Genomic DNA, 25,544 nt, shown 5'->3' on the forward strand with positions numbered 1-25,544 from the left:
GGCGTGAGGCAGCGCTGATCGTCGCCTCACCGCTGGCACGAAGGGCACCAGAAGACGATCCGCTCGCGGGTGGGGTCCGCGCCGAGCGATCCGCGGCGGATCGTCGTGCCGCAGCGGCGGCACGGCCGGCCCTCGCGGCCGTATACCCACGTCCGGCGCCCGGGTCGCGGATCGCCCGTGAAGATCCGGTCCCACCGATCGCTGTTGGCGCGGATCATGCGGGCGCCGAGATCCATGACGGCCGCGGCATCCGTCTCGTCGGCGGGCCGGGTGGGAAGGATGCCGCGCAGGAACAGGATCTCGCTGGCGTACTCGTTGCCGAACCCGGCGATGTTGCGCTGGTCCTGCAGCGCGACGTGCGCGGCGCGCCTGTCTGCGCCGAAGCGGCGGGCGGCCTCGGCAGCGTCCCAGTCGTCCGCGAGCGGATCGGGGCCGAGATAGCCGACGAGCCGCTCCTCGTCGCGCGTCGGGACGACGTCGATGTCGGCGAGATCGAAGCCGACGGTCTCGCGAGAGCTCGTGCCGACGATCGCGCGGGCCTTGAAGGCGGGCTTGCGCCACTTGTCGCCCGGCGCGTAGACGTGCCACTCGCCCTCCATCTTGAGGTGCGAGTGCAGCGTCCACTCCCCGATGCGGTGGAGCAGATGCTTGCCCCGCGACGCGACCCCGTGGACGGTCTCGCCCCGCAGATCGACCGTCGCGACCTGCGGGACGCGCAGCTCGAACCGCGTCACCTCCTGCCCTGCGAGGGCGGCGTCGAGCCGCCGCGCCGTCTGGAAGACGGTGTCGCCCTCAGGCACGCGCCGCCTCGCGCGCGACGTCTCCCGCCGTGAGCCGGCGGAGAGTGAGCCCGCGCGGGGACTCGACGAATCCCGCGTCCCGCAGCGCCTGCCCCGCAGCCGCCGTGTAGACGAACTCGCCGTTCACCTGCTCGATCGTGAGGGTGTCCAGTCGCCGGGCTCGCGCGGTGGCCGCGAGGTCGCGGGCAGCAGCCGCGAGCGACTCTGGTGCATCCGTGAACGCGAGCGCCGACTTGCCGCCGCGTTCGAGATAGAGCGCGAGCGCGCCGTCGACGAGCACGACGAGCGCCCCCGCCTTGCGACCCGGCCGGTGGCCGACGCCCTCGAGGGCGGGCCAGGCGAGCGCGGCGCCGTACGGGTTGGCGGGGTCGGTCGCCGCGAGCGTCACGGTGCCCAGCGGGGCGGGCTCGGGCAGGGCCGCGAACTCGCGCAGCCGATCCACCGTCGCGGATGCCGCGAACTGCGCGGCGCCCAGCCGCTCGATGACATAGCCCCGCCGGCAGTGCCCCGCCTCTTCGAAGCCCGCGAGCACGCGGTACACCTGGGCGAACCCGCCGGGAACACCCTCCGACTGCACGGCGCCTCGCGTGACGACGCCGTAGCGGTCGAGGAGGAGGCTCGCGGCCGCGGTCGCGCGCATGGCGGCATCGGGCTCGGGCTCGGGGAGCATCGACCAGCGTCCGCCGATCGACGGCGGTCGTGGCGGGACGGATGCCGCGACCGTCCGCACCGCCGCGCCGCGGTAGAGCCGGGCTCGGGGCGTCCGCCGCGAGACCTTGTGCGCTTGAGACCCTCCCGCGAGGAGCGACCGCACGGGCGCGAACGTGTCGTTGGTGACGTGCCCGCCCCACGTGAGGTTCCAGAGGGCATCGACGATCGACTGCTCGTTCTCGGCGCCCGTCAGCTGACGCAGCTGCGCCGCGAAGTACGCACCGCCCGGGCCGAGCGCCTCGAGGAGCTGCGCCTCGAGTGAGCCCGGTGCGACCTCGAGGTCCGGCGGCGCGAGCGTGAGCGGCACGGCGTCGGCGAGGTGCAGCGCGATCCACCCGTCGCGCCCGGGAAGCGAGCCGTGGCCCGACCAGACGACCTCGCCGGTCGCCGTGAGCTCGTCGAGCATCGTGGGCGAGTAGTCCGAGACGCGCGAGGGCAGGACGAGCGACTCCCACGCGCTTGCCGGTATCGGCACGCCCGCGAGCTGCTCGATGACCGCCGCGACGCCGTCGACGCCCTCGAGCGGCCGCGAGACGTGCTGCCAGGCGGGCAGGAACCGCGCGTACGCCTCCTGCGAGACGGGCTCGACGCTGCCCCGGATCGCGGCGAGCGACCGCATCCGCAGCCGGCGGAGGACGCCGGTGTCGCACCACTCGATCTCGTCGCCTCCGCCACCCGTGGCCGCGGGCAGGAAGAACCCCGACGTGACGCGGCCCTGCGACTCGAGGCGCTGGAGCGTCTGGCGGACGACAGCGACACCGATGCCGAACCGAAGCGCGACAGCATCCGCCGTGAAAGGCCCGTGGGTGCGGGCGTGCCGTGCGACGAGGTCGCCGAGAGGATCGGCGAGCGGATCGAGGAACGCGGTGGGGATGCCGACGGGCAGCGCCGCGCCGAGCGCATCGCGCAGACGGCCGGAGTCCTCGATCGCCGCGACCCGCGCCACACCGCCGATCGTGACGGGGATGGCCCGCCGCGCAGTGACGAGCGCGTCCACGAGAGCGGATGCCTCGGTGATCTCGGTCGTTGAGCGAGCGAAGCGAGACGAAACGTCCAAGCCATCGTCGGCGCCGGGCTCGGGGCGTGTCGTCTCGGTCGCCAGCGCTCCCTCGCTCGACGGCCGGAGGGCGTCGGCCGCCCCGAGCCCATCGACGGACTCAGGGATCAGGCGCGCCGCGACCTCCGCGACGTCCAGGGGTCCCAGCATCCGGAGCAGGTCCGCGACGCCCTCCAGGCCGCGCGCGCGGCGGTCGGGGTCGAGACGCTGGGCTTCGCGCTCGAACTGGAGGATGACGTCGGGGTCGAGCAGCTCCCGCATCTCGACCTTGCCGAGCAGCTCGGACAGCAGCGCGGGGTCGACAGAGAGCGCGGCCGCGCGCCGCTCGGCGAGCGGGGAGTCGCCCTCGTACATGAAGGCGCCGACGTAGCCGAAGAGCAGGTCGCGCGCGTAGGGCGACGGCTGCGCGGGTTCGGTCTCGACGAGCCGGATGCGGCGTTCGCCGATGCCGCGCGCGATGCGCAGGAGGGAGGGGACGTCGTAGACGTCCTGGAGCACCTCGCGCAGCGTCTCGAGGATGATCGGGAACGTCGGATGCCGGCGCGCGACCTCGAGCAGCTGCGCCGAGCGCTGGCGCTGCTGCCAGAGCGGGCTGCGCCGGTTGGGGTTGAGCCGCGGCAGCAGGAGGGCGCGGGCGGCGCACTCGCGGAAGCGCGACGCGAACAGCGCCGAGCCGCCGACCTCGTCCGTCACGAGCTGCTCGAGCTCGTCGGGGTCGAAGACGAAGAGCTCCGCGCCCGGAGGCTCGGCCGTGGCGTCGGGGATCCTCGCGATGATGCCGTCGTCGCTCGCGACGGCCGAGCCGTCGACGCCGAGGCGCTCGCGGATGCGGGCGTTGACGGCGAGTGCCCAGGGCGCGTGCACGGGCATGCCGTACGGGGAGTGCAGGATGACGCGCCAGTCGCCGACCTCGTCCCGGCCGCGCTCGATCGTGAGCGATCGGTCCGTCGGGAGCGTCCCCGTGGCCTCGCGCTGCTCCGCGAGGTACGCCAGGAGGTTGCCGCGCGCGTTGGCGTCGAGTCCCGCCTCGACGAGCCGCGCCTCGGCCGTCTCGGGCTTCGCGCTGGACACCTCGCGTGCGAAGGCGCCGAGCGCCTCGCCCAGCTCGGCGGGCCTGCCGATCCCGTCGCCGTGCCAGAACGGCACTTTGCCCGGCTGCCCGAACGCCGGGACCACGTTGACACGATCGTGCGTGATCTCGGCGATGCGCCAGCTCGTCGTGCCGAGGGTGAAGACGTCGTTCACGCGCGACTCGTAGACCATCTCCTCGTCGAGCTCGCCCACGCGCGCGTTGCGCGTCTCGCCCGCGACGAAGACGCCGAACAGTCCCCGGTCGGGGATCGTCCCGCCGCTCGTGACGGCGATACGCTGCGCGCCCGGGCGGCCGGTCAGGACGCCGAGATCGCGATTCCACACGAGTCGAGGCCGCAGCTCGGCGAACTCGTCGGACGGGTATCGCCCCGCCAGGAGATCGAGCGTCGCCTCGTACGCCGAGCGCGGGAGCGCGTGGAACGGGGCGCTGCGCTTGACGGTCTCGTACCAGCCCTCGACGTCGACGGGCCCTGTGGCGCACGCCGCGACGGTCTGCTGCGCGAGGATGTCGAGCGGATTCTGCGGCACGGCGATCGCCTCGATCCGCCCCGCGAGCATGCGCTCGGTCACGATCGCGGTGTGCAGGACATCGCCGCGGTGCTTGGGGAAGAGCGCGGCGCGGCTGATCTCGCCGACCTGGTGGCCCGCGCGGCCGACGCGCTGCAGACCCGAGGCGGCCGACGGCGGCGCCTCGACCTGGATCACGAGGTCGACCGCACCCATGTCGATGCCGAGCTCGAGACTCGACGTCGCCACGACGCAGCGCAGGATGCCGGACTTGAGCTCCTCCTCGACCTGCGCGCGCTGCTCCTTCGACACCGAGCCGTGGTGCGCCTTCGCGAGCACGGGCGCGGCGCCGTCCTTCGAAACCGGTGGTTGAGTAGGGCGCGCAGCGCCCGTATCGAAACCGGCCATCATTCCCGCCGGCACCGCCGGCTCGGGCAGGTCGAGTCCGAGCCGCTCCGAGTAGATCTCGTTGAGTCGGCCCGTCAGGCGCTCGCCCAGCCGCCGCGAGTTGACGAACACGATCGTGGACTGGTGCTGGAGGATGCGATCGACGATCGCCTCCTCGACATGCGGCCAGAGCGACCCGGTGACTTCGGTCGACTCGGGCCGGGGTGGGACGAACCAGTCCTCCTCGGCAGGCGTTTCGTCTCGCTCCGCTCGCTCAACGACCGGTTGGTCGGGCTCTACGACGGGCGGGTCGAGTTCGTCATCCGCACTCGGCGGGGGCGGCGGGTTGAGCATGTCGTCGACCGGCACGACGACCTTCAGCTCGAACGTCTTCGTCGCCTTCGGCGCCACGATCTCGACGGGGGCGGCGCCCCCGAGGAACCGCGCGACCTCGTCGATCGGCCGCACCGTCGCCGACAGGCCGATGCGCTGCGCGGGGGCGGACCCTGGCTGCAGCGATTCGCGCAGCGCGTCGAGGCGCTCGAGGCTCACCGCGAGGTGTGCGCCGCGCTTGGTCGCGGCGACGGCGTGCACCTCGTCGACGATGACGGTGTGGACGCCCGCGAGCGTCTGACCCGCCTGGCTCGTGAGCATGAGATACAGGGACTCGGGCGTCGTGATGAGGATGTCGGGCGGCGCCGTCACGAGCTTCCGGCGATCGCTCGACGTCGTGTCGCCGGAGCGCACGCCGACCGAGACGTCGGGGACTGCCAGCCCCAGCCGCCGCGCCGACTGCCCGATGCCGACCAGCGGCGACCGCAGATTCCGCTCGACGTCGACGCCGAGCGCCTTGAGCGGTGAGATGTAGAGGATGCGGGTCGGGGAGGTCACAGCATCCGACCGCTTCTTCTTCGCGGATGCTGTCGCCGCCGGCTTGTCGCGGAACACACGGTCGATCGCCCACAGGAACGCCGAGAGCGTCTTGCCCGAGCCCGTCGGCGCGACGACGAGGGCGTGCCTGCCGTGCGAGATGGCGTCCCACGCGCCGATCTGCGCCGTCGTGGGCGAAGCGAACGCGCCGCGGAACCAGTCCTGCGTGGCAGGCGAGAACCGCTCGAGCACGTCGCTCATCTGAACATCTTCGCCCGAACTTCCGACATCCCGGCCGAATTCGCGCTCAGCAGCGCTCGGGCCCTGCTCACCTTCGCCCGAACTTCCGACATCCCGGCCGAATTCGCGCTCAGCAGCGCTCGGGCCCTGCTCACCTACGCCGGAACCCCGACATCCCGGCCGGATTCGCGCACGCGGAGTCGGGCCGGCAGTCGTTGCGGCCGAATCGTTGCGGAGGACATCGGCGACCGAACGCGACGGCGGGCTACTCTCGCCTGATCAGGACGAAGAGGACCACCGTGCGACGATCTCCCCTCGCCGCAGCCGCGGCATTGGCGCTGCTCGTGCCGCTCTCGGCCTGCGCGCCGCCTGGCCCGGAGGCATCGCCGACCGTCGAGGCATCCTCGGCACTCGAGTCGACGTCGGGCGACTCCCAGCCATCCGAAGTGCTTCTCGTCCCAGGTGGCGAACGGCCGCCCCTCCTCGCCGACGGCGACTGCTCGGCCCTCCTCGGCGTGGAGGAACTCTCGATGATCCTCGAAGTCGAGGTCGAGGCGATCGAGCCGGAGGACGAGCGATCGTGGGAGCAGCTCGCCAACATCGGCGGGATCAGCTGCCGGTGGAGTGCCGACGACCTGAGCGGAGGCATCCAGGTCGCGCCGAGGACGCTGCTCGAGGGGGTCGAGTTCCCCGCCGAATCAGAGGAGTACTACTTCGAGCGGTGCGAGGAGTGGGCATGCTCGTGGCGGACGGCGACGGACGACCTGTGGGTGAGCGGCACGTTCTCGATCGCGGGCATGACACGCGAGGCGGCCGATGCGCTCGGAGCCGAGATCGCCGACCTGGTCGCCTCGAAAGCGCAAGAGCGGGCGGCGTGGGAGCGCGAGACGGAGGACTGGTGGCCCCGGCCCGATTGCTCCGGACTCGCTGCCCGGGTCGCCGAACGACTCGGGTTGCCGCTCGACGGCGTCTCTAACGACGGCCCCTACATCGATCCCCCGATGCCCGCTGTGCTCATCGCGGATGAGGCATCGCGCATGGCGTTCTGCGCGGTCTTCGACGAAGCCGGCCAGCAGGTCGGGCTGATCCAGACGAACGCGGGAATGGCCTGGACCCTGCCGGAGGCCGAGCCATCGGGGACGACGGGCGTCTCGGCTCTCGCGGCGGGCGAGTTCTGGTTACTTGGCGGCATCGTCCAGGACTTCACGGACGGCACGAATCTGTTGCGCGCCGAAGTCTCGCCGCAGAGCGGCGTGGACGAGGATGCGTTCTTCGCCGCCGTCGCCTCGGCCGTCGCAGACCTCTGACCTGCGCTCAGAAGCGTTCGAGCGGGATGAGCAGCCAGAGGATCAGGTAGAGCCACAGCGACAGGCCGAAGAAGACGACCGCGCCGACCATGAGGATGCGCACGACCGTCGGGCTCATCTCGAACCGGTTCGCGATCGCGAGGCAGACGCCGCCGAAGATGCGGCCGGTGCGGGGTCGTACGAGCTCGGCCATGGGCCCATCCTGCCGTGATCGACCCCGCACCGGAAGAGCTCAGCGCTCCTCGAGGGTGCCGTCCCGCGTGAGCTCGAGCGTGAGGCCCACGCCGAGGCGCCTCAGGAACGCGTCGTCGTGGCTCACGACGAGGACCGCGCCGCGGTAGGCCGAGAGCGCGTCGACGAGCTGATCGACCGTGTCGAGGTCGAGGTTGTTCGTCGGCTCGTCGAGCACGAGCAGCTGCGGCGGCGGGTCTGCCAGGAGCAGTCGCGCCAGCGCGACCCGGAACCGCTCGCCGCCGGAGAGTGTCGCGACCGGCCGGATGGCAGCATCCCCTCGGATGAGGAACCGCGCGAGCCGATTGCGCAGCTCGACCGTCGAGACGCCCGGGGCGGCCGCCGCGACGCTCTCGAGCACCGACGCGGTCTCGTCGAGGCCGTCGACGCGCTGCGGCAGGTATCCGATGCGGTTGGTGTGCGCCTGGCCGCGTGCGCAACTCAGGAAGATCCCACCGTGCGCACCCGCGTGAGGCGGATTCCCGCGGTCGCCCGCGCCCGCGCCCGCCAACGAGCCTGAGTTGCGAACCATCCCCGAGCCATGGCCCGTGCCCGACCCGACGAGCCGCTCGAGCAGCGTCGTCTTTCCGGCGCCGTTGGGTCCGATGAGCGCGACGCGCTCGGGCCCCTGCACGATCCACGAGCGCGTGCCGTCGCTGATCGTCGCGATGCGGCGCCCGGCGGGCACGCCTGGGTCGGGCAGGTCGATGCGGACGGTGTCGTCGTCGCGCACGCGGCGCTCGGCGGCGTCGAGCGCGGCGCGGGCGGATGCCTCGCGATCGGCCTTCTCGCCACGGAGCTTGCCCGCCGAGACCTGGGCGGCGCGCGCGAGGTTGCCGGCGACGATGGGCGGCACGCGCTTCTCGTACTGCGCCTTGCGCCCCATCGCGGCGCGCTTGGCGAGCTTGGATTCGGCCTCGATGCGCTCGCGCTTCTCGCGCTTGACGAGCTGCTCGGCCGCGCGCTCGGCCTGCCGGGCGGCGCCCTGCTCGGCATCCAGCCACGCCCGCCACTGCGAGTACGGCCCGCCGAACACCGACAGGTCGCTCTCGTACAGCTCGGCCGTGTCGTCCATGAGCTCCAGCAGCGCGATGTCGTGGCTCACGACGACGAGCGCGCCGCGCCACGCGCGCACCATGGCGTAGAGCCGGGCGCGCGCCTCGCGGTCGAGGTTGTTCGTCGGCTCGTCCAGCAGCGTGATCGGCGCACCGCGCAGGCGGATGCCGGCGATCGCCGTCAGCATCACCTCGCCGCCGGAGAGCTCGCCGGCGCGCCGGTCGAGCATCTCGGGCGCGAGCCCGGCCTCACCGAGGGCCACCTGGGCGCGCGCCTCGATGTCCCAGTCGGAGCCGACCGCGTCGAAGTGCCGAGGGTCGGGATCGCCCGACTCGATCGCACGGACCGCCGCGAGCGCGTCGGCGACGCCGAGGAGCTCGGCGACGGGCCGATCGACGTCGAGTGTGAGGCGCTGCGGCAGGTACGCGGCATCCGTCGACGCGGACACCCGCCCGCGCTCGGGGGCGAGCTCGCCCGCGATGACGCGCAGCAGGGTCGACTTGCCGGAGCCGTTGCGGCCGACGAGGCCCGTGCGGCCCGTGCCGAACGCGCCGGTGACGCCCGACAGGGCGGTGGTGCCGTCGGGCCAGGTGAAGGTGACGTCGTCGAGGACGACGGAAGGGGTGAGAGTGTGAGCGGGCATGAGGCCTCCATCGATGTCGTGGATGCACTGACACCGAAGGGGCCGCGAAGCGCGCAGGCGGATGCCCGAGCCGGAAGCGGCGGAGTCGACGGAGCCAGCGCGGAACAGGAGCGCAGACGCCGTCGAGAAGGTCCTTGAAGCGGCTCAGGCCGCATGCCGAGGGGTCGACGGATCAGCGCGTGGTCACAGCGCGGTCGCGACGATCTCCGTCAACGTCTTTCCTCACACTCGGGACAAGGACCGGCCCAGCATAGCGGACCAGTCCTGAGAATGCTCAGCCCGACAGCGCCTCGAGCTGCTTGCCGAGGAAGACCACGACGTCGGCGAGCTCCTGCTCCGAGACGCTGTGGGTGAGGCCCTGGTACACCCGGCCGCTCAGTTCGACGTGGCTCGGCAGCCATTCCGTCGTGTGCGCCACGAGGTACTCCGGGATGACGTCGTCGTTGGTCCCGCGGCCCCAGAAGACGGGCGGCCTGCGCTCGCGCAGCTCGGCGTCACGGGGGAGGTCGCCGGGCGTCGCGTACCCCGAGAGGTTGACGGCGAACGCGAAGCGCTCGGGCTCGAGCCGCATCGCCTGCAGCGCGACGGCGCCGCCCTGCGAGAAGCCGAAGAGGCCCACGGGTGCCGGCGCCGGTGCGACCGCGTCGATCCAGTGGAGGAAGCGGGATGCCGCGTCCGTCGTGCGCCGGGGGCTCTGCCCGTCGAGCCCCTCGATGGGGTACCAGGAGTAGCCCGGAGCGGGCCAGGGCGGCGTCAGCGGCGCGCGGACGGCGGCCACGACGAAGCCGGCGGGGAGATACGGGACGAGGCCGAACAGGTCCTGCTCGTCGGCCCCGTATCCGTGCAGGAGCACGAGAAGCGGGCGGTCGGCGCGATCGGCCTCGGGCGCCGACCACAGGACGATGTCGTGGTCCAGGTGCGGTGTCTCCGCCGAGGGATCCGTCATACCGTCCATCCTCGCAGGCCGACCCCGCGAGGGGTGTGGGGTATACAGGACTCATGCCGGTCCGCACGCCAGACCCTGACCCCAACGAGAGCGACGACAAGGGCACGCCCCGCGATCCGCTCGAGGGGATCGGCGCGTCGTTCGGCATGACGGGGCACCCGGTGGGCGACGGGACCTTCGGCTCCCCGGCTCCGGGCAACGCCGCCAATCCGGCCTGGCTCACCGACATCGAGCTCGCCGAAGCGCGCCGGCGCCTCCCGATGCTCTACGTCGAGGCGATCCCGGTGCGCACCGACGGCGTCGGCGCCGTGACGGAGGTCGGCATCCTCCTGCGCGCGACGCCGCTCGGCGAGATCACGCGCTCGATCGTGTCGGGGCGCGTGCGCTACGGCGAGACCGTCCGCGACGCGCTGTTCCGCCACCTCGAGAACGACCTCGGCCCCATGGCCTTCCCCCTGCTGCCGCCGCAGCCGGTCCCGTTCACCGTCGCGGAGTACTTCCCGATCCCCGGCGTGAGCCCGTTCCACGACGACCGCCAGCACGCTGTGTCGCTCGCCTTCGTCGTGCCCGTCACGGGCACGTGCGAGCCTCGTCAGGACGCGCTCGAGGTGACGTGGCTGACGCCCGCGGAGGCGGCATCCGACTCCCTCGCCGCCGAGATGGAAGGCGGACGCGGAACCCTCGTGCGCCTCGCGCTCGCGAGCGTCGGCGCCCTGCGCTGAGCCCGGCTCGGAGAGCACGCGGGAGCGCTCTCGGCGCGGCCCGATGACGCGGGCGATTCGTCTCGGTTTCGCCAGGTAGGATGCCTCCAACCCGAGGCGCGAATCCGCGCCGAAACCCCCCGGTGTGTCGCGGCTCCGCGACGTCCCTCGCCCCTCGCTGCACCCGATCCTGCGGTGCCTCCGGATGGGCAGGGCCGTACGGCTCCCGTGCCGCCGCAACCTCCAGACCAGGAAGCAGAAGCGGAGACACAGATGTCCGATCAGCAGGTTCCCGCCCGGAACGCCGGGCCCGAAGAGACGGCCGCGTTCGATGAGCTGCTCGGGAGCTCCGCGCCCGCTTCCGCCTCGTCCGAGACGTCGTTCGCGACCGTGTTCCGCGGCTACGACAAGGACGAGGTCGACGCGGCCATCTCGCGCCTCACGGCCCGCATGCGCGCCGACCACGCCGAGATCGCCTTCCTCGAGGAGCGCTACCGCCGCGTCAACGAGACGGCGAACGAGCAGGCCCGCGGGGTCGTCGACAAGATCCAGGCGGAGGCCGAGGCGAAGGTCAAGGCGGCCGATGCCCGCAACCGCGAGAACCTCGAGCGCTTCCAGGCCAAGCTGACGGCCGCCAACGCCCGCGCCGCGAAGGCCGAGCAGGACGTCCAGGAGCAGATCGACGCCGCCGGCGGCGAGACCCGCCAGGCGATCGAGCGCCTCGAGGCGGAGCTCACGGCCGCGACCGCGCGCGCCACGAAGGCCGAGGGCCGCGTCAAGACCCTCACCGACGAGCTCGTCGACGGCGGCGGCGAGTCCGGCAGCCGTCCTCAGTTCGAGGAGATCCTGCGCGTCGCCGAGGAGCAGGCGAGCCTCGTCATCCGCAATGCCAGCATCCAGGCCGACCGCCTGCTGGAGGCCTCGCGCGAGGAGATCGAGAACCGCCGCAAGGAGGTCCAGCTCGAGGCCGAGGCGATCCGCGCCGAGGCCGGTCACGACGCGCAGCAGGCGCGGCTGAAGATCGAGACCGAGCTCATGGCCCACCAGGCGCGCCTCGAGCGCGAGGCGGCCCACGCGGCCGAGAAGATCTCGCAGGCCGAGCAGGAGGCCGCCGCCATCCGCAGCGAGGCCGAGAAGGGCGCCGCGGCGCTGCGCTCGATGGTCGCGCGCGAGACGTCGCTGTCGCGCGCCGAGGCCGAGGAGGCCGTGCGCGAGCTGCGCGTGCGCGCCCTCGAGTTCGAGGAGTCGCTGACCCGTCGTCAGGACGACGCGCAGCAGGAGTTCCTCATGCTGCACAACCAGGCCGTCGCCCACGCCGAGCGCATCACGCAGGACGCGAACGACCAGGTCGCCGCATCGCTCGACCACGCACAGCGCGTCGCGGCGAAGGCCGACGACTTCGACCGCCTGATGCGCGCCGAGGCGCAGCAGATCGAGGCCGATGCCAACGTGCGTTCGCGCGAGCAGCTCGAGCGTGCCCGCATCAAGGCGCAGAAGATCATCGACACCGTCACCACCCACTCGCAGGCCGTGCTCCGGGATGCCGAGGACCGCACGCGTCAGCTCCGCTGGCAGCAGCACCAGCTCATGAGCTTCATGGCCGAGGTCAAGGAGCTCATCCGCCCCGAGCTGACGCTCGACGGCGCCGCGACGACCGCCGGTGCGCTCCTCGGGGCAACTGACGAGGCATCCGCGATCGACCCGGATGCACCGGTCGAGGGCGCACCGGTCGACGACGTCGACGCCGAGCTCGCCGAGCTCGTCGAGCAGGCGGCGGCGCCTTCGGGCGAGGACCCCGAGGCCGCCGCGGACGATCAGGTCGGCGAGCACGAGGGCGACGAAGCGCACGAGGGCGACGAAGCGCACGAGGGCGACCACGTCGCGCGCGAGCACCAGGGCTGACGCGGTCGTTCGAGACGCAGCACACCGCCGGGTCGGGGCAGTCGCCCCCGCCCGGCGGTTCGTGTTCCTACTTCAGCTGCCCGCGGATCTCGCCGCTGGGGTACTGCGCGGTGTGGACGTTGACGTAGAACCCGCGCGGATTCTCCTGGATCCGGGTGAGCAGCGCCTCGTCCACCGTGTCGCACGCCTCGGTGTGGAACGACGTCTCGCCGACGGCGACATCGAGGTGGATCACGATGCCGCCGTTCTGGTTCCGCACGTTCTCGTGGACGTGGGCGGCGCCGACCGGCGTCGTGAGGTTGCGGACGTCGAGGGTCCAGCAGAACTGGTCGCCGTCGATCTGGTAGGTGAAGAAGCCGTGGGCGCCGCTGTCGATCTCGGCGACCTCCTGGCCCGGATTCAGCGGCAGCGCGGGAGCGGCCTGGGCGGCGACGCCTGTTCCGACCAGGAGTGCGCCGACGGCGGCGACGACGAGCGTGGCACGAACGGTGGTGTGCATGAGCAGCCTCACTTCTCTGTGTGGGTGCCCGCCCGAGCCGCACGCTACGCCCGACCCGGGCGGCCTACAAGGGTGTCACGAGACGCGCGGGCGTCTGGTTCACCGCTTGCGGGGCCAACGGCACCGCCGAGCGTCAGGCCGTCGTCTCGCGCGCGATCGCGGCGATGAACGCGTCGACGTCGTCCTCGTGCGTGTCGAAGCTGCACATCCAGCGCACTTCGTTCCTCGCAGCATCCCAGTCGTAGAAGCGGAAGCTCTCGCGCAGCCGGTCGGCGACGCCGTCGGGGAGCGTCGCGAAGACGCCGTTGGCCTGCGTGGGCTGCGTGAACGCGACGCCGCGGATCGAGCCGTCGGCCATCCCCGCCTCGACACCCGAGCGCAGGCGCTGCGCCATGGCGTTGGAGTGGCGCGCGTTGCGCAGCCACAGGTCGCCCTCCAGCAGCGCCACGAGCTGCGCCGAGACGAACCGCATCTTCGACGCGAGCTGCATGTTGAACTTGCGGAGGTACGGCAGGCCCGTGGATGCCTCGGCGTCGAGCACGACGATGGCCTCGCCGACCATGGCGCCGTTCTTCGTGCCGCCGAGGCTCAGGACGTCGACGCCCGCGTCGCGCGTGAAGGCGCGCAGCGGGAGGTCGAGGGATGCCGCGGCGTTCGCGATGCGCGCGCCGTCGAGGTGCAGGCGCATCCCGAGCGGGTGGATGTGGTCGGCGATGGCGCGGATCTCGTCGGGCGTGTAGAGCGTGCCGAGCTCGGTCGACTGCGTGATCGACACGACGAGCGGCTGCGCGCGGTGCTCGTCGCCCCACCCCCACGCCTCGCGGTCGATGAGCTCGGGCGTGAGCTTGCCGTCCTCGGTCGGGATGCTCAGGATCTTGATTCCGGCCACGCGCTCGGGCGCACCGCCCTCGTCGACATTGATGTGCGCCGTCGAGGCGGCGACGACCGCACCCCAGCGGGGCAGCATCGACTGGAGCGCCGTGACGTTGGCGCCCGTGCCGTTGAAGACGGGGAACGCGTGGACGCCCTCGCCGAAGTGCTGCCCGACGACCTCCTGGAGACGGTCGGTGTAGGCGTCCTCGCCGTACGCGACCTGATGCCCCTCGTTCGCGGTCGCGAGGGCCGCGAGGATCTCGGGGTGGATGCCGGAGTAGTTGTCGGACGCGAAGCCGCGGACGGCGGGGTCATGCAGGGGAGTCACGGGTATCCAGCCTAGTTCTGCGCCTCAGACGTTTCGTCTCGCTTCGCTCGCTCAACGACCGATCAGTTCCGGTCGTTGAGCGAGGAGCGCAGCGACGAGACGAAACGCGCTCAACCGAGCGTGACGACGGTGTCGTTGACGTCGGCCGCGTCGGCGTCCCACAGCCCCAGGAAGGCGTCCGCGAGCGTCTGCTCCAGGCCGTCGAGGGCTTTGACCCGGAAGACGACGGATGCCGCCGCCAGCGGCTGCTCGGCATCCCGAGCCGCCTTCGCGAAGCCCTGCGCGACTGCCCTCGCCCAGGCCTCGCTCGCGGCCTTGACGGCGGCGTAGTTGGCGCCGCCCGCGAGGGGGCGATCGACGGCCGTCGAGGACACGATCGCGAGGCGGCCGGCATCCGAGTCGCGCAGGTCCTGGTCGAAGGCGCGCGTGACGTGCCGCAGCGCCGTGAGCGACCGCTCGAGGAACCGGAAGTCCTCGTCGCTCTGGCCCGCGAGCCCCCCGCCGCCGCGCCACCCGCCGACGAGGTGCAGGATGCCGTCGACCCGCAGCTCGCCGTGCAGCTCGTCCGCGAGCGCGCGCACGGCCGCCTCGTCGGTGAGGTCGCACGCGGCGGTGCGGACGCCGGGGAGGTCGGCGGCGAGCGCGGAGAGCTTCGCCGGATCGCGGCCCGCCACGACGACGCGGGCGTCGCGGCCGAGCGCCGCGCGGGCCACGACGGCTCCCGCCGCGCTCGTCCCGCCGGCGAGGAGGATCGTGCGGCCGGCCAGCGAGGACGTCATGCATTCATCCTGGCATCCGGGTTCCGCTTGTCGGAGGGGGCGGTTAGCCTCGCAGAGTGGCCCAAGACACCGATCCTTCGGGTGCGCCCACCCCACCCACGCTCGCTCCCCCCGGGGGCATGCGCGTCTTCGTGCAGGTGCTCGTCAACACGGCGGTCGCGAACATCACGACGAGCTTCCTCTGGTTCGCGCTGACGTTCTGGGCGTACCTCGAGACGAAGTCGGTGCTCGCGACGGGCGTCATCGGCGGCGTGTACATGCTGCTCATCGCCCTGTTCGGGATGCTGTTCGGCACCGTCGTCGACCGGCACCGCAAGCATCGGGTCATGGTCTTCTCGGCGCTCTTCACGATGGCGGCGTTCCTCGTCGCGGGCGCCCTCTGGGTCGCGCTCGGCGAGCCGGCGCTCATCGACCTCGGCAGACCGTGGTTCTGGGTGTTCTCGGCGATCATCCTGCTCGGCGCGGTCGTCGAGAACCTGCGCAGCATCGCGCTGTCGACGACCGTGACGCTGCTCGTCCCGGTCGACCGTCACGCCAACGCCAACGGCCTGGTCGGGACCGTGCAGGGCATGGCCTTCATGGTCACGAGCATCTTCAGCGGCCTCGCGATCGGCTTCCTCGGCATGGGCTGGACGCTCTTCATCGCCCTCGTCCTGACGGCGGCGGCACTCGTCCACCTGCTCTTCATCCGCATCCCCGAGGCCGAGCCGGCCGCGGGTGCCGAGAAGATGCCGCTCATCGACCTGCGGGGGAGCGTGCGCGCCGTCGCCGCCGTGTCGGGGCTGTTCGCGCTCATCCTGTTCTCGACCCTCAACAACCTCATCGGCGGCGTCTACATGGCGCTAATGGACCCGTACGGCCTGACGCTGTTCCCCGTCGAGTGGTGGGGCGTGATCCTGGGCATCACGGCGACCGGCTTCATCATCGGCGGTGCGCTCATCGCCAAGTTCGGCCTCGGGCGCAACCCGATCCGCACGATGCTGCTCTTCGTCATCGTGATGGGTCTGCTCGGCAGCCTCTTCACGATCCGCGAGTGGTGGTGGCTCTACGCCCTCGGCATCTGGCTCTACATGTGCCTCATCCCGGTCGTCGAGGCGTCCGAGCAGACGGTCATCCAGAAGGTCGTGCCCTACGAGACGCAGGGCCGTGTCTTCGGCTTCGCGCAGGCGTTCGAGGCGTCGGCGGCGCCGGTCACGGCGTTCGTCATCGCACCGCTCGCGCAGTTCTGGATCATCCCGTACATGAACTCCGACGAGGGGCAGCAGACGTGGGGCTGGCTCCTCGGCGAAGGCGAGGCGCGCGGCATCGCCCTCGTCTTCCTCGTCTCGGGGCTCGTGATGGTCGTGCTGGCGCTCCTCGCCTTCACGACGAAGGCGTACCGCACGCTGTCGGCCGAATACGAAGCCGGCGCCCCTGACGGTGCGCCGGCTTCGCCCCCGACGGCGCAGGAAACGTCGGGAGTCCCGAAGGACTGAGGGTCAGTCGGTCCCGCGGATGCCCGCCGTCGACTCGATGACGGGCCGCATCTTCTTCTCGAGCGCCTCGTAGAACATCGACAGCGGGAACTCGTCGTCCAGGACAGCATCCGTGTAGCCCTTGGGCACGCCCGCCAGGATCTCGTCGGGCAGCCCGCGCGCCCATGCCGAGGCGGGATGGGGAGTCAGCCTGCCGCGGACGAGCTCGTAGGCAGCGAGCCAGTGTGCCGTCTTCGGGCGGTCGATGGACTTCCAGTAGAGCTCGTCGATCGCGTCTCCGAGGGCGACGACGGCGGCCGGCACCTCGTCCCAGTCGAACGCGAGCGACGTGTCGGTCCAGTGCAGGACGCCCCGCTGGTGCAGCCACGCGAAGAGCAGCTGTCCGCCGAGTCCGTCGTAGTTGCGCACGCGCGAGCCGGTGATGGCGAAGCGGAAGATCCTGTCGAAGATGACCGCGTACTGCACGAGCCGCGCGTGCTCGAGCATCGACGCCTCGGCCGCGGACAGGTCGTCCTGCCGCTCCGCGAGGCGGCGCTGGATCGCGACGCACTCGCGGAATGCCGTGAGGTCGCAGCGCAGCTCCTCGAGCGAGTACAGGAAGTACGGCATCCGCTGCTTGATCATGAAGGGGTCGAACGGCAGGTCGCCGCGCATGTGGGTGCGGTCGTGGATGATGTCCCACATCACGAACGTCTGCTCGGCGAGCGCCTGGTCGTCGAGCATCGCGGCGGCCTCGACGGGCAGCTCGAGCTTCGTGATCTCGGAGGCCGCTCGCACGACGCGGCGATAACGGGCCGCTTCGCGGTCCTGGAAGATCGCGCCCCACGTGAAGGCGGGGATCTCGCGCATCGCGACGGTCTCGGGGAACAGGACCGCCGAGTTCGTGTCGTAGCCGGGGGTGAAGTCGACGAGCCGCAGCGAGACGAAGAGCTTGTTGCCGTAGTCGCCGGCCTCCAGCTGGGCGATGAACTCCGGCCAGATCACCTCGACGATGAGGGCCTCGACGTGCCGGTCGCGCGAGCCGTTCTGCGTGTACATCGGGAAGACGACGAGGTGGCGGATGCCGTCGACGCGGTGCTGCTGCGGCTGGAAGGCGACGAGGGAGTCGAGGAAGTCCGGGATGCCGAATCCGCCCCAGGCCCACCGCTCGAAGTCGTGCACCGAGGCCGAGAGGTACTCGACGTCGTGCGGGAACAGCGGTGTGAGTTCGCGGATCGCCTCGACGATCGCCTCGACATGCATGCGGGCATCGGCGTGGTCGGCGGGGTCAGGCACGGATCCGTCCTGGGCCTGAAGGGACTGCAGCGCCGTCGCGGCATCCTTCAGGCGCAGCCAAGCGGCGGTGTGCTCGACCGTTGAGGCGGTGGCGGGGGACTGGGTGAGGGTCATCTGAGGCTCCAATGCGGCGACAACAGGAAAATTTACGGACGATATCTCCGAGTACCGATATTCTTCCATGCATGGAGGATGCTGTCGACCAGGCCATCACACTCGAGCTCGCACGCGACGGGAGGGCGACTCTCGCGCGGCTGGCCGAGGTCGCAGGACTGTCGGTCTCGGCGACCCAGGCGCGCGTGCGCCGGCTCGAGACGCAGGGCGTCATCGTCGGCTATCGCGCCGTGCTCGACGCCGAGTCGATCGGCCGTCCGCTCGCCGCGTTCATCGAGATCACGCCGTTGGATCCCGGCCAGCCCGACAACGCTCCCGAGCTCCTCGAGCACCTCACGGCGATCGAGGCATGCCATTCGATCGCGGGCGAGGCGAGCTACATGCTCTTCGTGCGCGTCGCCTCGCCGCGTGAGCTCGAGGGCCTGATCCGCGACATCCGTTCTGCGGCGTCCGTCAACACGCGCACGACCGTCGTGCTGCAGACGTTCTATGAGAACCGCCCCGTCGTCCCGGCGGAGCGCAGGGCCTGACCTGCACGGGTGACGGCGGATACTGTCAGGCCATGGCAGGCCCCGAGATCGCGCTCGAGCCCCGGCCGGCGGGCGTCGGGGTGCTGATCGTGCGCAATCCCGCCTCGGGCGCGGACGTCCTGCGGTCCGACCCTGCGCCGCTGATCGCCGAGCGACTGCCGGAGGCGGTGGTGCACGAGCTCGCCGAGGGGGAGGCCCTCGACGACGTCGTCGCGGCCGCGCTCGAGGGGTCGGCGCCGCCCGACGTGCTGGGTGTCGTGGGCGGCGACGGCTCGGTCGCGCGCATGGCGCATCTCGCGAGGCGGCATGGGCTGCCGCTCCTGGTCCTGCCGGGCGGGACGTTCAACCACTTCGCGCGCGCACTGGGCGTCGACGGCGTGGACGCGGCCATCGACGCCCTCGCCGCCGGGACCGGCCTCTCCGTCGCCGCGGCGGAGGTCTCGGCCGACGACGCCGAGCCGTTGACGGTACTCAACGTCGTGTCGCTCGGCACTTATCCGCACGTCGTCGCCGAGCGCGAGGAGCGCATCAACGACCTCGGGAAATGGGTCGGCGGAGTCGTCGCCGCCTCGCGCGCGCTGCGCGAGGCCGAGCCCGTCGTCATCGCGCGCCACGGCCGGAGGGCCCGCGTGTGGTCGGTGTTCGTGAGCGTCGGCCGCAACGCGCCGGACCAGGTGGCCACGATGCAGCGACAGACGATCGACGACGACGTGCTCGACATCCGGATCCATCACGCGCGCGGCCCGAGGGCCCGGACGCTCTCATCGCTCGCGTTCGGGCGCATGACCGCGGCGGCGCTGCGAGGTCTGCGGCTCATGCCGCCGCCGACGGACGTCGAGCAGATCCTGGTGCGCGAAATCGAGCTGCAGGTGCGTCCGGCGCCGGGCACGCCGTCCGTCTACGTGCACGACGGCGAGCTCGAGGAGCAGCCGGCCGAGGGCTACACGCTCCGCGTCCGCGCGGTGCCCGACGCTCTCCGGGTCTACGCCCCGCACGCGGGCGCGTCGTGAGTCATCCCCGAGGCGCCCGGATACATCGCAGGGCGGATGCCGCGGCATCCCCGTCTCCCGTAGCGTGAGGGCGTGTTCCGCCCCCTGAAGCCGTACCAGATCATCGTCGACGTCGTGATCGCGGGCGTCTTCGCCGTCATCGTCGGTCCGGTCGAGCTGCGGTTCGGCTGGGCCGGCGACGCGAACACCCTGGGCACGGCGCTCGTCACGGTCATCTTCGCCGGCGCGCTGGCCATCCGCCGGCTGTCGCCGGGGCTGTCGCTCGGCGTCGCGTGGCTGGGCGCGATCGTGCAGATGTCGTTCGGCCGCAACCCGGGGCTCGCCGACCTCGCGATCTTCGCCGTGCTCTACGCGACCGCCGCCTACGGATCGCGGCTCGTGTTCTGGCTCGGCTTCTCTTCGGCTGTCGTCGGTGCGGGCGTCATCACGCTCTACCTGCTCTCCTCGGCGATCTTCGCCCCAGGGAGCGGGTGGCAGGCGCTCACGTCGGCCGTCGCGGTGCTCATCGCCGCTCTCTTCGCGCTCGTGCTCTCCTGGACCGTCGGCGCGCTCGTGCGCACCGCCGTCCGCGCGCGCGAGAACCGCGCTGCGCAGCGGCGCGCGGAGGACGAGACCGTCGCCGAGCAGGAGCGCGTCCGGGTCGCGCGTGACGTCCACGACGTCGTCGCCCACTCCCTCGCCGTCGTGATCGCGCAGGCCGACGGCGCGCGGTATGCCGCGGCATCCGATCCCTCCGCCGCCCCCGCAGCGCTCGAGACGATCTCGACGACGGCGCGCTCCGCGCTCGCCGACGTGCGCCTGCTGCTGACGCAGCTGCGCCACAGTCAGACCGACGGGCCGCAGCCGACCCTTGCGGACCTCGAGGAGCTCTATGCGCAGGTGCGCGCCGCAGGGGTGCCCCTGACGATCGACGTCGACCCGGCGCCCCTCGCCGAGCCGCCCGCCGTCGTGCAGCTCGCCGTTTACCGGATCCTGCAGGAGGCTCTGACGAACGCCCTCCGCCACGGCGACGGCGGCGCCGTGTCGGTCCGGATCGCGTGGCCGGCCGACGCCGGCCGAGGGCGGCCCGAGGTGCAGCTCGAAGTGCGCAACAGAATGCGGCCGGGCGATGATCCGCGGCACTCGGGCCACGGGCTGATCGGGATGGGCGAGCGCGCGAGCCTCGTCGGCGGGTGGCTCAACGCCGCGCCGATGGACGGCGAGTTCGTCGTGACGGCGCAGCTGCCGATCGGAGCCCCGGCGTGACGACCGGGGCGTCGATCCGCGTCGTGCTGGTCGACGACCAGGCGCTGTTCCGCGCCGGCATCCGGATGCTCGTCGACTCGCAGCCCGACCTCGAGGTCGTCGGCGAGGCATCGGACGGGCAGGAGGCGATCGCGGTCGTGCGCGGTGCGCGGCCGGACGTCGTGCTGATGGACATCCGGATGCCGGTCCTCGACGGCCTCGCCGCCACGGCCGAGCTGCTGCGCGACGCCGATCCGCCGCGCATCGTGATGCTCACGACGTTCGATCTCGACGAGGCCGCGGCGCGCGCGATCCGCCAGGGCGCGAGCGGGTTCCTCCTGAAGGACGCCGACCCCGAGTTCCTCCTCGCGGCGATCCGCACCGTGCACGCGGGGTCGGCCGTCATCGCGGCATCAGCCACGCGCGACCTCTTCGCGAGGTTCACGGATGCCGCTCCCCGCCCGATCCCGCCGGCCTACCGCGAGCTCACCGAGCGGGAGCGCGAGATCTTCGCGCTCGCTGCGCGGGGTCTGTCCAACGCCGAGATCGCGGCGCGCGAGTTCCTGTCCGAGGCCACCGTGAAGACCCACATCAGCCGGATCCTCACGAAGCTCGCCCTCCGCGACCGCGTGCAGCTCGTCGTCTTCGCCTTCGAGCACGGCCTGGCCTGAGTCGTGCGCTGGGCGCAGGCGTTTCGCCTCGCTTCGCTCGCTCAACGACCGGGTCGGTGAGAAGCCCGGTCGTTGAGCGAGGCCGCGCGCAGCGCGCCAGACGAAACGCCCCGGGCCTGCGGGTCGCGGATGTTCAGCGCCCCTCGAGGGCGGCGCGGTGCCTCTCGTACCTGGGCTTGCCGATCCAACGCCAGATCAGCCGGAACGGCCCCGGCAGGCTCTTGCGCATCCACGCGTCGCCGCCGTCGGGCTGCGAGGCCAGGATGAGGCCGAGGGAGTTCCACGTCTGGCCCTTCGGCGTCGCCTTGCGGCCGTGCTCACCGAACCAGTCGACCTCCTTCTGCGTGATGACCGTCTCCATGACGGGCACGATGTTCGTCTCCTCATCCGGCAGGTGCACTGCGAGCGCCCCGTTGACGCCGTCGATCGCGGCGAGGACGGGCTCGGCATCCGTCGATGCGGCGGAACGCCGCCACGCGGGGAGGGCGGCGTCGAGCGCCGTGAGGTGGACGAGCAGCTCGGCGTGCTGCGCCTTCATCCGCTCGACGTGGACGGCGCACGACGGCGCGCGCTCGGCGAGGGGCTGCCAGAGGCGTTCGTCCTCGCCCTCGTGGTGCGCGTGCAGGGACGTGGAGAGGAGGGCGAGCTGCTCCGAGACGACCTCCGCGTGCGCCGCATCGCCCGGCGCGACACCGCGCACGAGGTCGGGTCCTTCGCCGAAGCCCGCCTTGTACATGCGGTGGATGTCGGCCATGCCGCTCGCATCGCACGTCTTGGCCTTCGGGACATCGCCGCTCGGCGGCAGGGGTGTGGCGGGCATCGGGTCTCCTTCGCCGGACTCGCGCCCGACGCTAGCCCGGACCGCCGATCGACGGAAGAGCGGTCCTGCGGTGGTGCCCGGTCGTTGAGCGAGGAGCGAAGCGACGAGACGAAACGTCCGAGCGCCGCGGCGACTCCGGTGTGGGCCGAGTGCGGGGCGCTTCGTCTCGCTTCGCTCGCTCAACGACCGGGCCGCTCGCCGGCGCGGCGAGTCGAAGCGGGCAGAGATCATCCTCGAGATGTACGCGGATGCCTCTCCAGGCCGACGCGACCGTCGCCACCCGATTCCTAACGTCGAAGCATGCACATCTCATCGACCGACCTGGGCCTCGCCGCCCGGGTGCAGCAGCTCACCAAGACCTACGGCGCAGGCGAGGGCGCCGTGACGGCGCTCGACGGCGTGAGCGTCGGCATCCGTCGCGGCGAGTTCACCGCCATCATGGGCCCCTCCGGCTCGGGCAAGTCGACGCTCATGCACATCATGGCGGGCCTGGACGCCCCGACGAGCGGCCGCGCGTGGATCGGCGACACCGAGATCACGGGGCTCAGCGACCTCGAGCTCACAGTGCTCCGGCGCCGGCGCGTGGGGTTCGTGTTCCAGGCGTTCAACCTCGTGCCGACGCTCGACGCCATGCGCAACATCCTCCTGCCCTTCGACCTCGACGGCCGCCGGCCCTCGGCGCTCGAGCGCTCTCGCATCGACGCGCTCGTCCGCACGCTCGGACTCGACGCCCGGCTCGGGCACCGCCCGCACGAGCTGTCCGGCGGGCAGCAGCAGCGCGTCGCGATCGCCCGCGCGCTCGCGACGGCGCCCGACCTCGTCTTCGCCGACGAGCCCACCGGCAACCTCGATTCGCGCAGCGGTCGCGAAGTGCTCGCACTCCTGCAGTCGGCGAGCCGCGATCACGGCCAGTCGATCGCCATGGTGACGCACGACCCCATCGCCGCGAGCCACGCGGATCGCGTCATCTTCCTCGGCGATGGCCGCATCGTCGCCGACAAGCCGCACCAGTCCGCCGAGGAGATCGCGGCCTACATGCTCGCCGCCGAGATCGGCTCGGCACGGGCGCAGGTCCACGCCCCTGCCCAGGCGCCGGCGCCCGCCGCGGAGGTGTCGGCATGACCGCCGTCACCGCCGACATCCGGATGCCTCGGCCCGCGGCATCCGTCCCCCTCGCGTGGCTCCGCGAACGCGGGATGGGCGCGAGCGTCCTGGTCTCGGCGCTGTCCAGCGCCTTCGGCGTCGTCCTGATCTCGGCCACGGGCTTCATCGCGGCGATGCTCTCGGCCGACCCGTACATCGGGGACAGCGGCACGCTCGCGATGGTCCTCGGGTTCCTCACGGTGCTGCTCGTCGGCGTGGCGGTGTACGTCGCGGCGATCGTCACAGCCAACACCTTCTCGACCGTCGTGGCCGGTCGCACGCGACAGATCGCACTGCTGCGGCTGATCGGAGCCTCCGCACGATCGCAGCGCGGCGAGGTCGCTCGGCAGGGCCTGGGGGTCGGCGTCATCGGCGCGTTCCTCGGCCTCGTCGTGGGGACGGCGCTCGCGGCGGCAGGCGTCGCCGTGCTGACCGCCGTGCTCGGGCTCGACGGCGTCGAGTACGCCGTCGTCCACCCCGCGCTGCTCATCCCCGCCACTGTCGTCGCCCTCACGACGTGGGCGGCTGCGTGGGCCGGCTCGCGCCGCGTTCTCGCGGTCACTCCGCTGCAGGCGCTCGGCGGCTCGGTCGAGGCCTCGCACGAGGTGATCGCGCGTCGCAGCGGCCGTAACGTCGTCGCGATCGTGCTCTTCGTGATCGGCGGCGGGCTGCTGGCCCTCGGCATCCTCGCGGGGCTCTACACGCCGCTCGGCGTCATCATCGCGTTCGTCGGCGGCATCCTGTCGTTCACGGGGCTGGCGCTGGGCGCGACCCTCGTGATGCCGCCCGTCCTGCGGCTCGTCGGGCGCGCATTCGGCTCGTCGGCGACGGCGCGGCTCGCGGCGGAGAACGCGATGCGATACCCCGAGCGCTCGAGCCGCATGGCGATCGGCGTCGTCATGGGCGTGACCCTCGTGACGATGTTCGCCGTCGCGCTCGAGTCGGTGAAGGCCGTCCTGACCCGGACGGCAGGCGGAGAGCTCCCACCCGAGATGGCGCTCACGATCGACTCGTTCGCGGCGATCATGATGGGCCTCGTCGCGGTGTCCGCCGTCATCGCGGCGGTCGGCCTCGTCAACCTCCTGACGCTCGGCGTGGTCCAGCGCCGCCGCGAGCTCGGCCTCCTGCGCGCCCTCGGCCTCTCGAACGACCAGGTGCGCCGCGTCGTCCTGCTGGAGGCCGCCCACATCACGGTCGCGGCGCTCGCGACGGGACTGGTCCTGGGCATCGCCTACGGCTGGGCCGGGGCCCAGTCGCTCCTCGGGTCGATCCCGCTCGACCCGTCCGCGACGAGCTTCACGCCGACCTTCGTGTGGCCCGCCGTGCCGCTGTGGCCCGTCGTGGCGGTCGTCGTCGCGACGGCCGTCCTGACCCTCGTCGCCGCCGTCGTCCCGACGCGCCTCGCGACGCGGGTCGCCCCCGTCGAGGCGCTCGCCGAGTAGGGGGCGGCGCCTCGCCGGATCGGGCCGGCGCGGGCGCCGAACGGGATGCCGCGGCCTGGCTTCGGCCGCGGCATCCCTCCGTCGTTGTAGCCCGTCCCGCCGCGAGACGCCAGAAGTTCTGGCATCTCGACACCGATCGGCCAGAACTTCTGGCTACTCGCCGACGGCCGCGCTACGCCGCGACCGAGTCGGCGCGCACGCGGACGACTGCGCGCGAGTCGTCCGCGGGGCGGATGCCGACCGTCAGCAGGTACCCGATCATCCAGAACTCGCCGATCGTCGCGAGGAAGGGCGGGTAGTCGGTCGCCCACGCCGGAGCGTCCGCGACGGCATAGCCGGCGAAGGCGCTCACGAGATACGCGACGCCGCCGACGACGAGCAGCCAGCCGAGGAGGACGGGCATCCGGCCCGTCGTGATCGCCGCCCAGCCCATCGGGATGAGCCAGAGACCGAAGAACAGGCTGCCCATACCCCACGCGTTGGTGCTCAGCTGGTCGAGGAGGCCCACCGCGCCGACCGGGTCGGCGACCGGGCTCTCGGCGACCCAGAGCGCGGTCGCGAGGAACACGCCGCTGGCCATGACGGCGGCCCCGTTCAGCAGGCCGAACGCCGCGACCGCGAAGCCCGCCGTGGGTGCGATCGGGCGGAGCAGCTTGTAGAACCAGACCGCCGTGAGCGCCTGAACCACGACGAGCGCCATCTCGAGGCCGAGCCCGAGGTGGGCGAGCGCCGCGTTCTCGGTCACGTTCGCGAGCGACGCGGCGGGGTCGTCCGCGATGTAGAGCTGCGGACGGATGACGAGGAATCCCAGCATCCCCGTGACCGCCACCGCCAGGTACCAGGCCCCCGTCGCGCGGGCCGTCCGCTTCTGTGTGTCCATCCCGACCTCCTGTGTCAAGAATTCTTGACAC

General features: G+C 72.0%; 21 protein-coding genes. 10 read left to right on the forward strand and 11 right to left on the reverse strand.

Features of this window, described 5'->3' with window-relative positions; genetic code table 11:
• Positions 1-26: 26 nt before the first annotated feature.
• Both ABZ477_RS08205 and ABZ477_RS08210 read right to left on the reverse strand, forming a co-directional pair.
• Complete coding sequence (locus tag ABZ477_RS08205) at positions 27-800, reverse strand: DNA-formamidopyrimidine glycosylase family protein (RefSeq protein WP_360130687.1); 774 nt, start codon at positions 798-800, stop codon at positions 27-29.
• Positions 793-5,685, reverse strand: coding sequence for a DEAD/DEAH box helicase (locus ABZ477_RS08210; protein WP_360130690.1), 4,893 nt, complete (start codon positions 5,683-5,685; stop codon positions 793-795). The genes ABZ477_RS08205 and ABZ477_RS08210 overlap by 8 nt, the downstream gene beginning before the upstream one ends.
• A 278-nt stretch (positions 5,686-5,963) precedes the next feature.
• On the opposite strand from ABZ477_RS08210, the gene ABZ477_RS08215 reads away from it, so the two are divergent.
• Positions 5,964-6,971 (forward strand): hypothetical protein, encoded by a 1,008-nt coding sequence (locus ABZ477_RS08215; protein WP_360130693.1) that lies wholly within the window; start codon positions 5,964-5,966, stop codon positions 6,969-6,971.
• Between the two features lie 7 nt (positions 6,972-6,978).
• Here ABZ477_RS08215 and ABZ477_RS08220 read toward each other — a convergent pair whose 3' ends face one another.
• The 3 genes from ABZ477_RS08220 to ABZ477_RS08230 form a co-directional block, all read right to left on the reverse strand.
• Complete coding sequence (locus ABZ477_RS08220) at positions 6,979-7,164, reverse strand: PspC domain-containing protein (RefSeq protein WP_360130696.1); 186 nt, start codon at positions 7,162-7,164, stop codon at positions 6,979-6,981.
• 39 nt (positions 7,165-7,203) lie between these two features.
• Positions 7,204-8,901: an ATP-binding cassette domain-containing protein gene (locus tag ABZ477_RS08225; RefSeq protein WP_360130699.1), complete on the reverse strand. Its 1,698-nt coding sequence runs from the start codon at positions 8,899-8,901 to the stop codon at positions 7,204-7,206.
• A 274-nt stretch (positions 8,902-9,175) separates the two neighbouring features.
• Positions 9,176-9,847, reverse strand: coding sequence for an alpha/beta hydrolase-fold protein (locus ABZ477_RS08230; RefSeq protein ID WP_360130702.1), 672 nt, complete (start codon positions 9,845-9,847; stop codon positions 9,176-9,178).
• Positions 9,848-9,900: 53 nt separating this feature from the next.
• Here ABZ477_RS08230 and ABZ477_RS08235 point away from each other — a divergent pair, with 53 nt between their 5' ends.
• Both ABZ477_RS08235 and ABZ477_RS08240 read left to right on the forward strand, forming a co-directional pair.
• Positions 9,901-10,569: an NUDIX hydrolase family protein gene (locus ABZ477_RS08235; RefSeq protein WP_360130705.1), complete on the forward strand. Its 669-nt coding sequence runs from the start codon at positions 9,901-9,903 to the stop codon at positions 10,567-10,569.
• Positions 10,570-10,821: 252 nt separating this feature from the next.
• Positions 10,822-12,450, forward strand: a complete 1,629-nt coding sequence (locus ABZ477_RS08240) for a DivIVA domain-containing protein (RefSeq protein ID WP_360130708.1) — start codon at positions 10,822-10,824, stop codon at positions 12,448-12,450.
• A 67-nt stretch (positions 12,451-12,517) separates the two neighbouring features.
• On the opposite strand, the gene ABZ477_RS08245 is transcribed toward ABZ477_RS08240, so the two are convergent.
• The 3 genes from ABZ477_RS08245 to ABZ477_RS08255 form a co-directional block, all read right to left on the reverse strand.
• Positions 12,518-12,949, reverse strand: coding sequence for a CHRD domain-containing protein (locus ABZ477_RS08245; protein WP_360130711.1), 432 nt, complete (start codon positions 12,947-12,949; stop codon positions 12,518-12,520).
• A gap of 133 nt (positions 12,950-13,082) precedes the next feature.
• Positions 13,083-14,150, reverse strand: a complete 1,068-nt coding sequence (locus ABZ477_RS08250; RefSeq protein WP_360130714.1) for a low specificity L-threonine aldolase — start codon at positions 14,148-14,150, stop codon at positions 13,083-13,085.
• A gap of 110 nt (positions 14,151-14,260) precedes the next feature.
• Positions 14,261-14,929: an SDR family oxidoreductase gene (locus ABZ477_RS08255; RefSeq protein WP_360130717.1), complete on the reverse strand. Its 669-nt coding sequence runs from the start codon at positions 14,927-14,929 to the stop codon at positions 14,261-14,263.
• A 119-nt stretch (positions 14,930-15,048) separates the two neighbouring features.
• Between ABZ477_RS08255 and ABZ477_RS08260 the strand changes: the two genes are divergently transcribed.
• On the forward strand, positions 15,049-16,404 hold the full coding sequence (locus tag ABZ477_RS08260) for an MFS transporter (protein WP_360131090.1): 1,356 nt from the start codon (positions 15,049-15,051) through the stop codon (positions 16,402-16,404).
• Positions 16,405-16,407: 3 nt separating this feature from the next.
• Here ABZ477_RS08260 and ABZ477_RS08265 read toward each other — a convergent pair whose 3' ends face one another.
• Positions 16,408-17,793, reverse strand: a complete 1,386-nt coding sequence (locus ABZ477_RS08265; RefSeq protein ID WP_360130720.1) for a DUF6421 family protein — start codon at positions 17,791-17,793, stop codon at positions 16,408-16,410.
• Between the two features lie 71 nt (positions 17,794-17,864).
• On the opposite strand from ABZ477_RS08265, the gene ABZ477_RS08270 reads away from it, so the two are divergent.
• The 4 genes from ABZ477_RS08270 (at position 17,865) to ABZ477_RS08285 (ending at position 21,228) form a co-directional block, all read left to right on the forward strand.
• Positions 17,865-18,323: an Lrp/AsnC family transcriptional regulator gene (locus ABZ477_RS08270; protein WP_360130723.1), complete on the forward strand. Its 459-nt coding sequence runs from the start codon at positions 17,865-17,867 to the stop codon at positions 18,321-18,323.
• Positions 18,324-18,355: 32 nt separating this feature from the next.
• Positions 18,356-19,333: a diacylglycerol kinase family protein gene (locus ABZ477_RS08275; protein ID WP_360130726.1), complete on the forward strand. Its 978-nt coding sequence runs from the start codon at positions 18,356-18,358 to the stop codon at positions 19,331-19,333.
• A gap of 72 nt (positions 19,334-19,405) precedes the next feature.
• Positions 19,406-20,578, forward strand: a complete 1,173-nt coding sequence (locus ABZ477_RS08280; RefSeq protein ID WP_360130729.1) for a histidine kinase — start codon at positions 19,406-19,408, stop codon at positions 20,576-20,578.
• Positions 20,575-21,228, forward strand: a complete 654-nt coding sequence (locus tag ABZ477_RS08285; RefSeq protein WP_360130732.1) for a response regulator transcription factor — start codon at positions 20,575-20,577, stop codon at positions 21,226-21,228. Before ABZ477_RS08280 ends, ABZ477_RS08285 begins: the two co-directional genes overlap by 4 nt.
• 133 nt (positions 21,229-21,361) lie before the next feature.
• On the opposite strand, the gene ABZ477_RS08290 is transcribed toward ABZ477_RS08285, so the two are convergent.
• Positions 21,362-22,048 (reverse strand): hemerythrin domain-containing protein, encoded by a 687-nt coding sequence (locus tag ABZ477_RS08290; protein WP_360130735.1) that lies wholly within the window; start codon positions 22,046-22,048, stop codon positions 21,362-21,364.
• 300 nt (positions 22,049-22,348) lie between these two features.
• On the opposite strand from ABZ477_RS08290, the gene ABZ477_RS08295 reads away from it, so the two are divergent.
• Both ABZ477_RS08295 and ABZ477_RS08300 read left to right on the forward strand, forming a co-directional pair.
• Entirely contained in the window at positions 22,349-23,170 is an 822-nt protein-coding gene (locus tag ABZ477_RS08295) for an ABC transporter ATP-binding protein (RefSeq protein WP_360130738.1), read from the forward strand.
• On the forward strand, positions 23,167-24,633 hold the full coding sequence (locus tag ABZ477_RS08300; RefSeq protein ID WP_360130741.1) for an ABC transporter permease: 1,467 nt from the start codon (positions 23,167-23,169) through the stop codon (positions 24,631-24,633). Before ABZ477_RS08295 ends, ABZ477_RS08300 begins: the two co-directional genes overlap by 4 nt.
• Positions 24,634-24,805: 172 nt before the next feature.
• Here the strand turns inward: ABZ477_RS08300 and ABZ477_RS08305 are convergent, their stop codons facing one another.
• Complete coding sequence (locus tag ABZ477_RS08305) at positions 24,806-25,513, reverse strand: DUF4386 domain-containing protein (RefSeq protein WP_360130744.1); 708 nt, start codon at positions 25,511-25,513, stop codon at positions 24,806-24,808.
• Positions 25,514-25,544 lie beyond the last annotated feature (31 nt).

The organism is Microbacterium sp. NPDC019599 (assembly GCF_040632175.1).
Taxonomy (GTDB): Bacteria; Actinomycetota; Actinomycetes; order Actinomycetales; family Microbacteriaceae; genus Microbacterium.